Raw genomic sequence first — 13,440 nt, forward strand, 5'->3', positions numbered from 1 at the left:
CTCCGCTTCTCTGTCAAATTGTTGTCTGACAGTCAGATTACCTGACGCGTACGCGCCGTGGTCTGTGTTTCCGTGAAACAACAATGATAAGGAGAACCGGGAAATGAAAGCGTTATCCATGCTTTTGCTGGTTGTGCTCGGGCTTTCCGGCTGGAGCAATGCCGGCGCGAGTGAGCGCCGTGAGTTCTGTGTATTTGATGTCGCCGGAGCAAGTGGATTTGTCTACCGTACGTTGCAGGATTACCACCGCAAGGCCGCATTGGCCGGCGTAGGCCTTAACATGCGTCCCTACACCGATGAAGATCAGGCCGTCGCAGATTTAAGAGCCGGGCGTTGCGACATTGTCGCGGTGACCGATATGGGCGCCCGTAAATTCAACGATTTTTCAGGCTCCATCAGTGCCATCGGGGCGATTCCCTATTATGAAGACCTGAAAGTGCTGCTCCATATTCTGGCCAGCCCCAGGGTTGACCGTCATCTTGAGCAGAATGGCTACGAGGTGTTGGGTGTGACGCCGATGGGAGCGGCTTACCTGTTCGTGAACGACCGGGCGATTGACCACGTGGAGGCTCTGGAGGGAAAGCGCATCACGGTGTTCGAGGGGCACCACGATGCCCGTCATATGGTTGAGTATGTTGGCGCGGTGCCGGTTGCGGCGAAAATTTCCGACTTTGCCAGCCTGTTCAATTCCGGCGAGGCTGATATCAGTTATGCGCCGGCGGCTGCCTACGAGGTGCTGGAGATGTTCCGGGGCATGGGCAGCAAAGGTGGTATTGTCGATTATCCGGTAGGGCAGGTAACCGTTCAGTTGATCGCCCGGGCGGATGAGTTCGACGACGCTTTTGTCAGGAAGTCACGGCGGATCATGTCCAGGCTCTACCCGGAGGCCATGCGCATTGTGAGGCAGTACGAACGGTCGATTCCCGAGGAGCGCTGGGTCAAGATTTCACCCGAAGCCGTCCGGGGTTACCAGGAAATGTTGCGCAGCGTGAGGATTGATATGCAGCAGTCCACGGAAGACTCGGGCATGCTGGCTGCGGGTGTGTACCATGACGACATGATGACGATACTGCGGAAGGTGCGGTGTTATACCAATCCAGGCGCGATGGAATGCTCGGCGGACAATCGGGAGTAGCGGCCTGGCATGGAAGGGCCTGAAAATAAAAAGCCCCGATATTCGGGGCTTTCAAGTCTCATACAGCTATCAGCGGGCGCGGTACACGATGCGTCCTTTGCTCAGGTCGTAGGGGGTCAGTTCTACCTTGACCTTGTCGCCTGTCAGAATACGGATATAGTTCTTGCGCATCTTGCCAGAAATGTGAGCGGTCACAATATGGCCGTTTTCGAGTTCAACCCGGAACATGGTGTTTGGAAGCGTATCAACAATAACGCCTTCCATTTCAATAGCATCGGACTTCGCCATTCAGTAAAAACCTCGTAAATTGGCTTGCTGTGATTTTAAATTGCGCAATTCTGCCTGATTTACCGCCATTTGGCAAAATCAGTTCACTTCCATGGTGTGCCATTGCCCGTCCCGAAGCGCTTCGATCGGGCGGAATCGTGTTTTATAGTTCATTTTCCGACATTCTTCGATCCAATACCCCAGATACAGGTGCGGAAGCCCCAGCCGTTTTGCTTCCTCTATCTGCCAAAGCACCGCAAAGGTGCCCAGGCTTCGGCTTTCGTAGGCAGGATCAAATACGGTATAGATGGCGGACAGGCCTTCGTCCAGCATGTCCACGGCGGCCAGGCCCACCAGGTTGTCTCCGTCCATGATTTCGACAAACCAGGAATCGGTGGCGCCTTCCACCAGGAACGACATGAACTGTTCACGGGAGGGTGGGTACATGTCGCCGTCAGAGTGCCGTTGTTCAATGTAATGGGCGTAGAGGCTGTAATACAGTTCCGAAAAGGTTGCCTTGACCATGCGGCAACTAAGATCGGCGTTCTTTTTCATAACCCTGCGTTGGCTGCGGTCAGGCTGGAACTCTTCCACCTTGAGCCTGACAGGAACACAGGCATTGCAGCTTTCGCAGTGGGGGCGATAGTAATGAGAGCCACTTCGACGGAAGCCCAGGGCGGTCAGTTGGCTGTACAGCCGCTTGTCCACATGGGCCCTCGGGTCGACGAACATGGTGGTTGCTTCGCGATCTGGCAGGTAACTGCAGTCGTGGGCCGGCGTGGCAAAAAACACCAGGGTCCTGAGATTGCTCATTCACACCTCCGGGCCGGGCCACTGCCACCGGAAGCCCCAGTCGCTGTGGTCCGGACTACTGTCGACGCATGTCCTGAGTATAGATAAAAATTCGCTGCGTGGGATACTTCGCGCACCCATTCGCAACAGATGGCCGCTTTCCACCTGGCAATCCATAATCTGATAGCCCCAATCCCGGAGTTGATTGGCCAGATGGACCATCAATACTTTCGAGGCGTTGGTTTCCAGTGAAAACATGGACTCACCAAAAAAGCAGCGGCCAATGGCCAGGCCGTACATTCCCCCGGCCAGTTCTCCCTTTGGATTCCATACTTCTATGGAGTGGGCTACCCCCTGTTTGTGAAGCTGGCCATAACTGTCAATCATATCCTGGGTGATCCAGGTGCCTTCGGCACGGGTGTTGGCGCAGAGGCGGATGATGCGGGGGAAAGCCTGGTCGGCGGTGATGGTGAAATAGCCGCGGTTGAGGGTGCGCCGGAGGCTTCTGGAGATGTGGATCTCTTCCGGGAAAAGGACGCATCTGGGGCTGGGGGACCACCAGAGTATGGGCTGGTCGTCGCTGAACCAGGGGAAGATGCCGTTGCGGTAGGCGAGTTTGAGCCGCTCGGTGGATAGGTCACCGCCCAGTGCCAGCAATCCGTCGGGGTCGTCCAGGGCCTGTTCGGCGGGGGGGAACCAGAGTTGGTCGGGGTCTAGCCAGGGTAGTGACGTCATCTCGGTCCGGAGTTAGTACTCGAGTGTTGGTGGAGTCGGCGAGTGGTCACGGATGTTTGAAACACGCTCGAGCACGTCCGTGTGGCGCTTGGGCTCCGCCATCCATGGCTCCGCACAGTTTCAGACATCCGTAACCACTCGCCTTTCAGGCCTCGGAGGTGCCTGCCCTGAACCACTTCCGAATAAGTTTCTCGGTTAAACTCAGTCTTGGTCCAGAAACTTTTCGGCGTCAAGTGCTGCCATGCAGCCGAAGCCTGCAGATGTCACGGCCTGGCGGTAGACGTGGTCGGCTACGTCGCCGGCGGCGAAGACGCCGGGGATGCTGCTCTGAGTGGCCATGCCTTCCAGGCCGGAGCGGATTTTGATGTAGCCGTTTTCCATATCCAGTTGGCCCTGGAACAGGTCGGTGTTGGGTTTGTGGCCGATGGCGATGAAGACGCCGGCCAGGTCCATTTCCTGGGTGGATTCGCCCTTGGTGCTTTTGATGCGCATGCCGGTGACGCCGGTGCCGTCGCCGAGGACTTCGTCCAGGGTGTGATCCCAGATGATGTTGACGTTGCCGTTTTCGGCTTTTTCGAACAGTTTGTCCTGCAGGATTTTTTCAGCACGCAGGCTGTCGCGGCGGTGTACCAGGGTGACTTCGTCGGCGATGTTGGAGAGGTACAGCGCTTCTTCGACGGCGGTGTTGCCGCCGCCGATGACGGCGACTTTCTGTTTTTTGTAGAAGAAACCGTCGCAGGTGGCGCAGGCGGAGACGCCCTGGCCCTTGAATTTTTCTTCCGAGTCCAGGCCCAGGTACATGGCGGAGGCGCCAGTGGCGATGATCAATGCATCGCAGGTGTATTCGCCGCTGTCACCCTTGAGGCGGAAGGGACGGTTACGCAGGTCGGCTTCGTTGATGGTGTCGTAGACCACCTGGGTCTCGAAGCGCTCCGCGTGTTTGAGCATACGTTGCATCAGCTCAGGGCCCTGTACGCCATCGTTGTCGCCCGGCCAGTTGTCCACGTCGGTGGTGGTGGTCAGCTGTCCGCCCACTTCGATACCGGTGATCAGCGTGGGTTTCAGGTTGGCACGGGCGGCATAGACGGCAGCGGTGTAGCCGGCGGGGCCGGAGCCTAGGATGATCAGTCTGGAGTGCTTGGTTTCGCTCATTGTGGTTCTCTCGCTAACGAATCTGGACGTGTTGCGCTGGCCGCGTTTTCACGTAATCGGTACGTTGGTCCGGGGGCTGGCCCGGAGGAAAAGGGCAAAAGGCTAACATGAACAGGATTGGTTTCCAGTTGTTTTGCCCAATTCATTCCATTAAGTGATGCTATCTATTCAATGACAGAGACGGAGGTCAGAAGTTGCCTTACTCTCTCCGCGCTCTTTCCGGACTCGCCCTGTTCCAGGCGGTGTTCGGCGACCGCCGGAAAGACCGCCTGGATGTCGTCCGGTAAGACATGGTGGCGCCCATCCATCAGGGCCCATGCCCGTGCGGCGCGGACCAGGCCGAGACCCGCCCGGGGCGATAGTCCGTACAGCAGGCCGGGCATGCGCCGGCTCTGTTCCAGCAGGCGTTGTACGTAGTCCAGCAGTGCGGGGCTGGTGGACACCCGGTTGACGGCGTCCTGGAGGGTTTGCAGGTTTTCCGAAGAAAGCAGTGATTGCAGTCTGTCGGTCATGACCCGGCGGTCTTCACCTTCCAGCAGTTCCCGTTCGGCGCGCGGGTCGGGGTAGCCCAGCCGTATGCGCATCAGAAACCGGTCAAGCTGGGATTCCGGTAACGGGTAGGTGCCTCCCTGCTCGATGGGGTTCTGTGTGGCGATAACGAAGAACGGGTGGGGCAGGGGGCGGGTTTCGCCTTCGATCGAAACCTGCCGTTCCTCCATGGCTTCCAGCAATGCACTCTGGGTTCTGGGAGACGCGCGGTTGATTTCATCAGCCAGCACAACCTGCGCGAAGATCGGTCCGGGATGGAACACCAGGCTGCCCGCCTGTTTGTCGTACATGGAGAAGCCAAGCACGTCAGCCGGTAACAGATCATTGGTAAACTGGATGCGCTGGTAGGTCAGGCCCATGACCTTGGCCAGTGCGTGGGACAGGGTGGTTTTGCCCATTCCCGGAATGTCTTCAATCAGCAGGTGGCCCTTGGCCAGCAAGCCGCAGAGTGAAAGCCGTACCTGGTGATCCTTGCCCAGCAGTATGCTGTTTAACTCGCGGATAACCGTGTCGGTCAGTTTTTTCATGAAGTGTTTAGTCCCTTACCCGCTTGAGAATGTCACCGTAGGCGTCGATGCGCCGATCCCTGAAATACGGCCAGATGCGACGAATCGATTCACTGCGAGAGCGATTAATGGTGGCGGACAGTAGGGTTTCCGACTTGTCGTCGGCACGGGCCAGGAATTCTCCCTGGGGTCCGCAGATGAAGCTGTTGCCCCAGAAACGAATGCCGTCAGAGTTGCCTGAAGGGTCTGGTTCCGTGCCGACTCGGTTTGGCGCGATGACCGGAAGGTTGTTCGCAACCGCATGGCCGCGTTGAACGGTTACCCAGGCATCCAACTGGCGCGCTTGTTCCTCCGGGTCGTCGGTGACGTCCCAGCCAATGGCCGTGGGATAGATCAATACCTCTGCGCCGGCCAGGGCCATTAGGCGAGCGGCTTCTGGATACCACTGGTCCCAACACACCAGCACACCCAGCCGACCCACGGAGGTGTCAATGGGGGTGAAGCCGTTGCGGCCGTCGTTGAAGCTGGCGTCGCCCGGGGTGAAATAAAACTTTTCGTAGAAGCCGGGATCGTCGGGAATATGCATCTTGCGGTAGAGGCCGGCGATGTTTCCATCCCGCTCAAAAACGACGGCTGTGTTGTGGTAGACGCCGTTCATTCTCCGTTCAAAGATAGACCCGACGAGAACGATGCCAAGTTCCGCCGCCAGAGCGGATAGCCGACGACTGGTCGGGCCGGGAATCGGCTCGGCGAGTTCGAATACCGAGGTGTCTTCGGTCTGGCAAAAGTAGAGCGTGGCGTGCAATTCCTGCAGGACGACGAGCTGGGCGCCGTCCGTAGCCGCCTGGCGGATCAGACGTTCGCTGGTTGCCAGGCTGGTATCCTTGTCAGCGCTGCATTGCTGCTGAATGGCGGCAATGGCCAGATCGGCGGATTGAGGAATCTGAGTCATGCGCCTACAACCCCTGCCGGTATCTGCATGGTGACGCAATGCAGGCTGCCTCCCTGTGTGATCAGTGGTCGACAGTTCACCGGAATCACTTCCCGCTCAGGGAAAACGTTCGACAAGGTGGCGACAGCGTCTTCATCCTGAGGCACCCCGTAAACCGGTACCAGCACGGCGCCGTTGATGACCAGGAAATTGGCATAGGTTGCGGGAAGGCGCTCGCTGTCTTCGTCATGGATGGCATCGGGCCAGGGCAGCGGGGTCAGGCGGTAGGGGTGGCCGTCAGCCTGGTGGAATTGCTGCAGCTCCTCCTCCATGGCCGCCAGGGCGCTGTAGTGCTCGTCGCTGACGTCCGGGCAGGCCACGTAACAGATATGGTCGGGGGCGCAAAAGCGCGCCAGGGTGTCGATATGGCTGTCAGTGTCGTCACCGGCAAGGTAGCCGTGGTTCAGCCAGAGGATGCGCTCGGCGCCCAGTGTTTCCGACAACAGGTGTTCAATACCGGCTCGATCCATGGACGGATTGCGGGAAGGCGTCAACAGGCATTCGCTGGTGGTCAGCAAGGTGCCTTTACCATCGGATTCGATAGAGCCTCCCTCGAGAACGAAGTCGACCGGTATCAGCGGTGTCGTGCCAAAGCTGCCAAAATTCGACAGGTGGCTGTTCAGGGCATTGTCCTTTTCCCAGGGGAATTTTCCGCCCCAGGCATTGAACCTGAAATCCAGTAATTCGTGGCCCTCGCCACGGCTAATGGCTAGGGGGCCGTGGTCGCGTGCCCAGGTATCGTTGGCCGGGGCAGGAACGGCCGCAACGCGGCCGGGCAAACCGTTATCCTGAGCGAACTGATTAAGGTCCCTTTCCAGCTCCTGCAAACGGACAACATGCTCACAGCTGAGTAATACGTGCTGAAAGCGCAAGACGGTCTGCGCGATCTCCATAAACACCGGCTCGACATCGGCAAGGATGTCGCTCCAGTCCGTTCCGGGGTGGGGCCAGGTAAGCATGATGGCACTTTGGGGTGCCCACTCGGCGGGCATCACAGGTCTGGAAGTCAAGTTGTGAACACCTTATCCAAAAGCCGCCATTCTAACGAACGAGCGGGGTTGCGTCAGGATGTGCAGAGGATTTTTTAGCGGCTGGGCTTCAGTACCGCATGGATCACCCGATCGGCTTCAAAGTACACGACAAAATCCGCGTAGTGCCATTGCGATATGGGTGGGTTGCCCACAGGCCCGGAGGTGCGGATCGGGTTGCCCCAGCCGTTGCGAACGCTGGACTGACTCATGCCAGTACGTGGAAGGTTTTCCTGTGCGCCGCGCTCAGCCTGCGACATCACTGGAACCCGAACCTCTTCCGCCACCGCGGTGGCAAGCGGGGCTACCGCCAGTCCTGAGAAGGCTGCGGCGGCGCAAACGGCTTTTATGGTGCGGTTTTTCATCAGTGACTTACTCCCTGGGATCGTCGTATCCGATTGAACGGGGTTGCCTGGAAAATCTGAAAAGTGCCGTGGATGGTACTCGCCAGACATTGATAAAACGTAATATCCACCAAAGACTAACAAAAGTCAGCCCGAATTCGATGATTTGTGGACCGTTTACTCTTTCTGTCGCTGGCGGATCTGCCATCGCATCACGTGGCGGGCGATTTGCTGTCGGTCGCTGTCCTGAATGTCGGTAAATTCCGTATGAACCCTGCCACCGCCGCTTTTGTCAGGTACAACGTCGATGACTCTGGCAGTCGCCACTGGCTGAAACAGCTCCGGTGGCAGCGTCATTCTCAGGGCCAGTTGGTCACCGGCGGAAAAACGGTTGGTGGAGCTGTGGAACGACAGCCCGCCTTCACTGAGTGTGACGTCCTGCCAGTCCCCAGGTTGCAACGGATTTTGCTCAAAGGCCATAATGCGCGCCAACGTATCCAGCTTCCCGTTCAGAGACTTGATCAGCGAGGTCAGCAGGCGGTCACGTTCTGCCAGGTTGGCGAGCTGCGCCCTGACATCCTGGTCCAGGCGTCTGAATTCCGAGCGCAGGCTCTCCATGTGATTGCCGTTAAAGGGGTTTTCCCGATTAGCTTCACCAGGACCCAGCGTTCGGATTTCCAGGCCAATATGGTCACTGATGCGAAAGTAGTCCCTGCGATCAGAAGGATTATTCGCCGGGTTATTGTCGGGTGTCGTTTCAGACATCTGGGCTCCATAACGCGGTATTATTGTTTCCTGATAGCAGTTTAGCAGCTTCCTGACGGTCCGTATCGCCGCAGGATTTTCGACAGACCAGAAGGCAGCGACAGGCTCCTCCCAATGTTCAGACCCTTATCACTGTATGTCGGCTTGCGGTACACCGCGGCCAAACGACGTAATCACTTCATTTCGTTCATTTCCCTGACCTCCATGATTGGCCTGATGCTGGGCGTGGCTGTCCTCATCATCGTGTTGTCGGTGATGAATGGCTTTGACCGTGAGCTCAAGCAGCGGATTCTGGGCATGGTGCCTCACGCTGTGATCCAGGGTAACCCTGATCTTGATGACTGGCAGGAAGTGGACCGGAAAGTAGAGCAACACCCATCGGTGATCGCTGCAGCGCCCTTTATTCAGGGGCAGGGCATGGTCACGGGTGGCGGTGACGTTCGCGGCGTCATGCTCAATGGTGTACTGCCAGAGCAGGAGCGGAGCGTTTCCATCATTGAAAACCATATGATCGAAGGCGGGCTGGACGATCTGAAGTCCGGAGAGTTTGGCATCATTATTGGCCGGCAGATGGCCGCCAGCCTGCGCCTGCAATTGGGTGATCGGGTCACCGTGGTGTTGCCGGAAGCATCGGTAACTCCAGCCGGGGTATTGCCGCGACTGAAGCGATTCACGGTCAAGGGCGTATTCAGCGTCGGGGCGGAACTGGATGGCAACTACACCCTGATTCATATGGATGATGCATCAAAGCTCATACGCACCGACGGCAAAGCCCAGGGCGTGCGCCTTCTGGTGGACGATCTGTTTCAGGCTCCGAAAGTGGCAGAAGAAGTTGCGCGCCAGCTGAGCGGTCGCCACTTCATATCTGACTGGACCCGAACCCATGGCAATCTGTTCCAGGCCATCCGCATGGAGAAGACCATGATCGGCCTGCTGCTGATGTTCATCGTCGCGGTGGCCGCGTTCAACATTGTGTCGACACTGGTGATGGTGGTTACCGACAAGACAGCTGATATCGCTATCCTGCGCACGATGGGCGCAACACCCGGGCGAGTGATGCGGATCTTCATGGTTCAGGGCGCGGTGATTGGCATTACCGGCACCCTGGTGGGCACAGCGCTGGGCATTCTGGGTGCCTACAACATCAGCGGGTTTATTGCCTGGCTGGAGGCGTTCATGGGACATCAGTTCCTGAGTGCTGACGTCTATTTCATCAGTTATCTGCCGTCCCAGCTGCAATGGCAGGACGTGTGGATCATCAGTGGTGCCGGCCTCGCCATGAGTCTGTTGGCAACGATCTATCCAGCGTGGAGAGCATCCCGCGTCGACCCGGCGGAGGCCCTGCGATATGAGTGATTCAGCAACCATGAACGACGACAGGTCATTGGTGATCAACTGCGAAAAAGTAACCAGAACCTATAACGAAGGGCCGGGAAAGCTGACGATTTTCTCGGACATTTCGCTTCAGGTGTCGGCCGGCGAATCGGTAGGCATTGTTGGCAGCAGTGGTGCTGGCAAAACCACGCTGCTAAACCTGCTCGGGGGGCTGGATAAGCCTTCTTCGGGTCATATTGATATCTGCGGGCAGGATATTCACCGGATGAGCGAATCCGGCCGGGCGCGTTTTCGCAATCGTCACTTGGGGTTTGTTTACCAGTTCCATCATCTGTTGCCGGAATTTTCGGCCCTGGAAAACGTCATGATGCCGGGTGCGTTGGGTGGCCGTGGCGTTCGCCAGGCCTCGGAACAGGCAACCGCCATTCTCGAACGTGTCGGGTTAGGCGCGCGTCTGGGGCATAAACCCGGAGAACTGTCTGGTGGTGAGCGTCAGCGGGTGGCGATTGCCCGCGCCCTGGTGAACGAGCCCGAGTGCGTCTTGATGGATGAGCCCACTGGCAATCTGGATGAGCAGACCGGGGAAAGCGTCCGCGAGCTTATCGAGTCGCTCAGGGACCAGATTGGCATTGCGTTCGTGTTGGTCACCCACGATATGGCCATGGCCAGGAGCCTGGGGCGGGTGCTTCGGCTGGAGCAGGGTGAACTGTTTCAGGAGCTTTGATGGGCGTCGGCGCCCGGCTTGGACTTGCGGGTGGCCCGGCGGTGGCGTATTCGAAGTAGCTGGCGCTCCCGCCAGTCGCTGCGGACCTTGCGCCGCCACAGGAATTGAATGACCAGATAGGCAAGGCAGGCCGAGCAGGTGGCCACCAGTACCGAGCCCAGGTAGAGAGGGATGCCGATATCCATCAGGCGGCCGCTGAGCCACGACCAGGACAACTGGATCTCGAAGTTCAGTACCGGTCTGTCCAGTATCCAGGCTCCAATCTTGTAATTGAAGTAGAACATCGGTGGCATGGTCACCGGATTGCTGATCCAGACGAGCACTACCGAAAGCGGCAGGTTGGCGTTGAACCAGATGGCGAAGAAGGCAGCGGCAACCATCTGGAACGGCATCGGTATAAATGTCAGGAAAATACCGACCAGGAACGCCCTGGCGACGCTGTGGCGATTGATGTGCCACAAGTTGGGTTCATGAAGGATATCCCCGAGGAAGTGCAGCGACTCGATCGAGCGCACCCGTTCCGGCGTTGGTAGATAGCGTTTCATGAACTTCTTTGGCATTGGGAAGTTCTGCCTGCTCGGGATAATGGTTCCGGGGTATGGCGGCTCCCGGAATTGACCAACTATCAGGAGGACAAGGATTGTCCGGAAGTTTTATGGCCAGGGTCGGCCTCGTGGGCTTCGCCTGCGGCGTTATCTTACTGTATAGCTTGGCGGTCTTGCCACCTTTGCACTGGCTGATTTCCGCGACACCTATCCCGTTTGTCGCGATACTTCTCGCCAGGTCTCCGCTGTTCAGGGCGGTCGCAGTCCTGCTTGCTGGTGGGATTGTTGGCCTGGCCTGGGCGGCGCTGCAAGCGGACGGCCGGCAGCAGTCGGTGCTATCGACGACACTGGAAGGCTTGGAACTGGACGTCTCGGGGTATCTTTGTGATGTCCCATCCGAAGGCAGCTTCGGTAGCGTCCGTTTCGCCTTTTGCGTGACTCAATGGCATCTGCCCGAAGGCGACAGTACCTTTTCCGATGAGGATTTGCCGGATCGGTTGCGACTCGCCTGGTACGGCGATGAGGCCACGACCAGGCCCGGTCATCGGCTGATACTCACGGTTGCGCTCAAGCGCCCCCACGGTGCGGTGAATCCGGAGGGGTTCCGCTACGAATCCTGGCTGTATCGGAAGGGGTTTGGTGCCACCGGCACAGTCCGCGAGCTTTCCCGCTCAGACCACCTTGAGTGCCCGTTTCGTTGCCGGTATCACCGCTGGCGGGGAGAACTGGTGGACGCTGTCTCGGGCAGGCTGTCTGATGCGCGCCATTTCCCATTAATAACGTCCCTGATGATGGGCTACCGCGGGCATATGCAGCCCGAACACTGGGACGTTCTGAAAGCTACCGGAACCATTCACCTGGTTGCTATTTCGGGTCTGCATCTGGGGTTGATTGCCGCTGGGGCAGGCTTCCTGTGCCGCCGCCTGCTGCTTTGTCTTCCTGAACGTCGAGTATCGCCTGCGGCACTAAGAATGCTGGTTTTCCTTGTGGTCGCCAGTGCGAGCATCGGGTATGCGCTTGTGGCCGGGTTCTCCGTGCCCACCAGGCGGGCGCTTATTATGGTCATCATCGCCGGGTGGGTTCTCGTTGGCGCTCGGCAAACCGGGGTTTTTACGGGGCTGCTGACCGCGCTGGCCCTGGTGTTGTTAAGTGATTCGTTTTCGCCCCTGGACCAGGGGTTCTGGCTTTCTTTCGGCGCCGTGATGGTTCTGGTGTTGCTGTTTGCCCTCCGTGTTGGCAGGACTGGTTGGCTCACGGGGCTATTGCTGGCCCAAGTGGCCGTCTTTGCCGGGCTCTGGCCGATATTATCCACCCTGGGGCAGCCTCAGCCTGTGCTCGGTCTGGTAGCCAACCTGTTTGCCATTCCCTGGGTATCGCTGGTGGTCATGCCGTTATTGGTCGTGGGAGCTTTTGTACTGGTATTGCTCCCCTCTGCGGATGCCCTGGTGATTGGCGTGTTGGATGCCGTTTTTGGGGTTCTGTGGCAGGGGCTTTCCTGGCTCGCGAACGTTGATCTTGTGCTGACGGTGCCCGCCCCATTGCAGGTTGCGGGATTTTCCTTGGTGGTTCTGATGGCTCTGCTGGTCCCTTTCAACGGGTTTCGGAAGGCGGCTGCCTGTGTCACGTCGTTATGGATTGCCATGATCGTGTTTCGGGGCGAGGGGATGGAGGGGACGAACGAGACGGTCGCCCACCCTGAAATCTGGGTATGGGATGTCGGCCAGGGGCTATCCGTCCTGCTTCGCGAGCGGGACCGGGTGCTGCTCTACGACACTGGCCCGGCACTGGAGGGAGTCTACTCGTCGGTGGAGTCGGTTCTGATTCCCAATCTGAATGCTCTGGGCGTACGCCGCATTGATACCCTGGTAATCAGCCACGGCGATGGTGATCACGCCGGAGGGCTGCCATTGCTGTTCGACCGATTCAAAGTCGGGCGGATTGTTACCGGCGAACCCGGGAGAGTTGCCGACAAGTTGCCCGTAGGCGTAAAGGTTGAGCCCTGTTCTGGCCAGGTGGATGTCAAGATGGGCGATCTGGAACTGGAACTCTGGCAAAGCCGGGGCAGGGTTGAGGGTAATGACGCGTCCTGTGTGCTGACAGTATCGTCGGTTGTCCCGCCCGTTGAGGTGGTGTTGCCTGGCGACATAACCCGCCGGGTGGAAGAGGAGTTTATGGCCCGGGCCGACCATTATCGGAATGATACCGACCGCTATCGGGTTGTGCTGGCACCCCACCATGGCAGCAAAACGTCCTCATCGGAACCTTGGGTCGCCTGGATGGCTCCGAATCTCGCCGTAGTCAGTGCTGGCTACCGGCACCGTTTCGGTCATCCCCATGCAGACGTGGTTGAACGGTATCAGTCCGTTGGCAGCGATATCGCCAATACCGCTACCTCCGGCGCGATCAGGCTGGTTCTGGAGCCGGGTGGAGTGATAACCACAAAGGCAAGGGCCGCGACCCCGTTCTGGATTCGTAAACCCGAAACTCCCTGAACAGAGTGTAAAAACCGTGACATTCCGGGTGTGGCCTACACCGGCAGCTATGCTAAAGTAGCGCGGCTTGTAAACAATCA

General features: G+C 58.3%; 14 protein-coding genes. 4 read left to right on the forward strand and 10 right to left on the reverse strand.

Annotated elements, in window-relative coordinates; all coding sequences use genetic code 11:
- Positions 1-103: 103 nt before the first annotated feature.
- Positions 104-1,135, forward strand: coding sequence for a putative solute-binding protein (locus SIC19_RS18110; RefSeq protein ID WP_051946689.1), 1,032 nt, complete (start codon positions 104-106; stop codon positions 1,133-1,135).
- A gap of 69 nt (positions 1,136-1,204) precedes the next feature.
- Here the strand turns inward: SIC19_RS18110 and infA are convergent, their stop codons facing one another.
- From infA to SIC19_RS18155, 9 genes are all read right to left on the reverse strand, one after another.
- Entirely contained in the window at positions 1,205-1,423 is a 219-nt protein-coding gene (infA, locus tag SIC19_RS18115; RefSeq protein ID WP_007153725.1) for a translation initiation factor IF-1, read from the reverse strand.
- A 78-nt stretch (positions 1,424-1,501) separates the two neighbouring features.
- A complete protein-coding gene (locus SIC19_RS18120) occupies positions 1,502-2,215 on the reverse strand; it encodes an arginyltransferase (RefSeq protein ID WP_126812357.1) in 714 nt (237 codons plus the stop codon).
- Complete coding sequence (gene aat / locus SIC19_RS18125) at positions 2,216-2,929, reverse strand: leucyl/phenylalanyl-tRNA--protein transferase (RefSeq protein ID WP_036205314.1); 714 nt, start codon at positions 2,927-2,929, stop codon at positions 2,216-2,218.
- 201 nt (positions 2,930-3,130) lie between these two features.
- Positions 3,131-4,081, reverse strand: coding sequence for a thioredoxin-disulfide reductase (trxB, locus tag SIC19_RS18130; RefSeq protein WP_041334269.1), 951 nt, complete (start codon positions 4,079-4,081; stop codon positions 3,131-3,133).
- Positions 4,082-4,245: 164 nt separating this feature from the next.
- On the reverse strand, positions 4,246-5,157 hold the full coding sequence (locus SIC19_RS18135) for an AAA family ATPase (protein WP_036205316.1): 912 nt from the start codon (positions 5,155-5,157) through the stop codon (positions 4,246-4,248).
- A 7-nt stretch (positions 5,158-5,164) separates the two neighbouring features.
- Positions 5,165-6,088, reverse strand: a complete 924-nt coding sequence (locus SIC19_RS18140; protein WP_075196223.1) for a carbon-nitrogen hydrolase — start codon at positions 6,086-6,088, stop codon at positions 5,165-5,167.
- Entirely contained in the window at positions 6,085-7,086 is a 1,002-nt protein-coding gene (locus SIC19_RS18145; RefSeq protein ID WP_412535614.1) for an agmatine/peptidylarginine deiminase, read from the reverse strand. Before SIC19_RS18145 ends, SIC19_RS18140 begins: the two co-directional genes overlap by 4 nt.
- Before the next feature lie 125 nt (positions 7,087-7,211).
- Positions 7,212-7,520, reverse strand: a complete 309-nt coding sequence (locus SIC19_RS18150; RefSeq protein WP_075196221.1) for a hypothetical protein — start codon at positions 7,518-7,520, stop codon at positions 7,212-7,214.
- Between the two features lie 156 nt (positions 7,521-7,676).
- Positions 7,677-8,264, reverse strand: coding sequence for a PilZ domain-containing protein (locus SIC19_RS18155; protein WP_036205319.1), 588 nt, complete (start codon positions 8,262-8,264; stop codon positions 7,677-7,679).
- A 114-nt stretch (positions 8,265-8,378) separates the two neighbouring features.
- Here SIC19_RS18155 and SIC19_RS18160 point away from each other — a divergent pair, with 114 nt between their 5' ends.
- Complete coding sequence (locus tag SIC19_RS18160) at positions 8,379-9,620, forward strand: lipoprotein-releasing ABC transporter permease subunit (protein ID WP_036205320.1); 1,242 nt, start codon at positions 8,379-8,381, stop codon at positions 9,618-9,620.
- Positions 9,613-10,323: an ABC transporter ATP-binding protein gene (locus tag SIC19_RS18165; RefSeq protein WP_036205321.1), complete on the forward strand. Its 711-nt coding sequence runs from the start codon at positions 9,613-9,615 to the stop codon at positions 10,321-10,323. Before SIC19_RS18160 ends, SIC19_RS18165 begins: the two co-directional genes overlap by 8 nt.
- On the opposite strand, the gene SIC19_RS18170 is transcribed toward SIC19_RS18165, so the two are convergent.
- The gene (locus SIC19_RS18170; protein ID WP_036205322.1) at positions 10,311-10,883 is read right to left on the reverse strand and encodes a DUF2062 domain-containing protein; all 573 of its coding nucleotides are present in this window, start codon (positions 10,881-10,883) and stop codon (positions 10,311-10,313) included. The genes SIC19_RS18165 and SIC19_RS18170 overlap by 13 nt on opposite strands.
- A 95-nt stretch (positions 10,884-10,978) precedes the next feature.
- On the opposite strand from SIC19_RS18170, the gene SIC19_RS18175 reads away from it, so the two are divergent.
- Entirely contained in the window at positions 10,979-13,360 is a 2,382-nt protein-coding gene (locus SIC19_RS18175; protein ID WP_185906444.1) for a DNA internalization-related competence protein ComEC/Rec2, read from the forward strand.
- Positions 13,361-13,440 lie beyond the last annotated feature (80 nt).

It is taken from the genome of Marinobacter sp. MIT930201, assembly GCF_047122665.1.
In the GTDB taxonomy this organism is placed as follows: Bacteria; Pseudomonadota; Gammaproteobacteria; order Pseudomonadales; family Oleiphilaceae; genus Marinobacter; species Marinobacter salarius.

Bases quoted from the DNA above. Each gene is read 5' to 3' on its own strand.
- SIC19_RS18110 (WP_051946689.1), top strand. From the start codon at position 104: ATGAAAGCGTTATCCATGCTTTTGCTGGTTGTGCTCGGGCTTTCCGGC.
- SIC19_RS18135 (WP_036205316.1), bottom strand. From the start codon at position 5,157: ATGAAAAAACTGACCGACACGGTTATCCGCGAGTTAAACAGCATACTG.
- SIC19_RS18145 (WP_412535614.1), bottom strand. From the start codon at position 7,086: ATGCTTACCTGGCCCCACCCCGGAACGGACTGGAGCGACATCCTTGCC.
- SIC19_RS18120 (WP_126812357.1), bottom strand. From the start codon at position 2,215: ATGAGCAATCTCAGGACCCTGGTGTTTTTTGCCACGCCGGCCCACGAC.
- trxB (WP_041334269.1), bottom strand. From the start codon at position 4,081: ATGAGCGAAACCAAGCACTCCAGACTGATCATCCTAGGCTCCGGCCCC.
- SIC19_RS18160 (WP_036205320.1), top strand. From the start codon at position 8,379: ATGTTCAGACCCTTATCACTGTATGTCGGCTTGCGGTACACCGCGGCC.
- SIC19_RS18155 (WP_036205319.1), bottom strand. From the start codon at position 8,264: ATGTCTGAAACGACACCCGACAATAACCCGGCGAATAATCCTTCTGAT.
- SIC19_RS18170 (WP_036205322.1), bottom strand. From the start codon at position 10,883: ATGCCAAAGAAGTTCATGAAACGCTATCTACCAACGCCGGAACGGGTG.
- SIC19_RS18140 (WP_075196223.1), bottom strand. From the start codon at position 6,088: ATGACTCAGATTCCTCAATCCGCCGATCTGGCCATTGCCGCCATTCAG.
- SIC19_RS18175 (WP_185906444.1), top strand. From the start codon at position 10,979: ATGGCCAGGGTCGGCCTCGTGGGCTTCGCCTGCGGCGTTATCTTACTG.
- SIC19_RS18165 (WP_036205321.1), top strand. From the start codon at position 9,613: ATGAGTGATTCAGCAACCATGAACGACGACAGGTCATTGGTGATCAAC.
- aat (WP_036205314.1), bottom strand. From the start codon at position 2,929: ATGACGTCACTACCCTGGCTAGACCCCGACCAACTCTGGTTCCCCCCC.
- infA (WP_007153725.1), bottom strand. From the start codon at position 1,423: ATGGCGAAGTCCGATGCTATTGAAATGGAAGGCGTTATTGTTGATACG.
- SIC19_RS18150 (WP_075196221.1), bottom strand. From the start codon at position 7,520: ATGAAAAACCGCACCATAAAAGCCGTTTGCGCCGCCGCAGCCTTCTCA.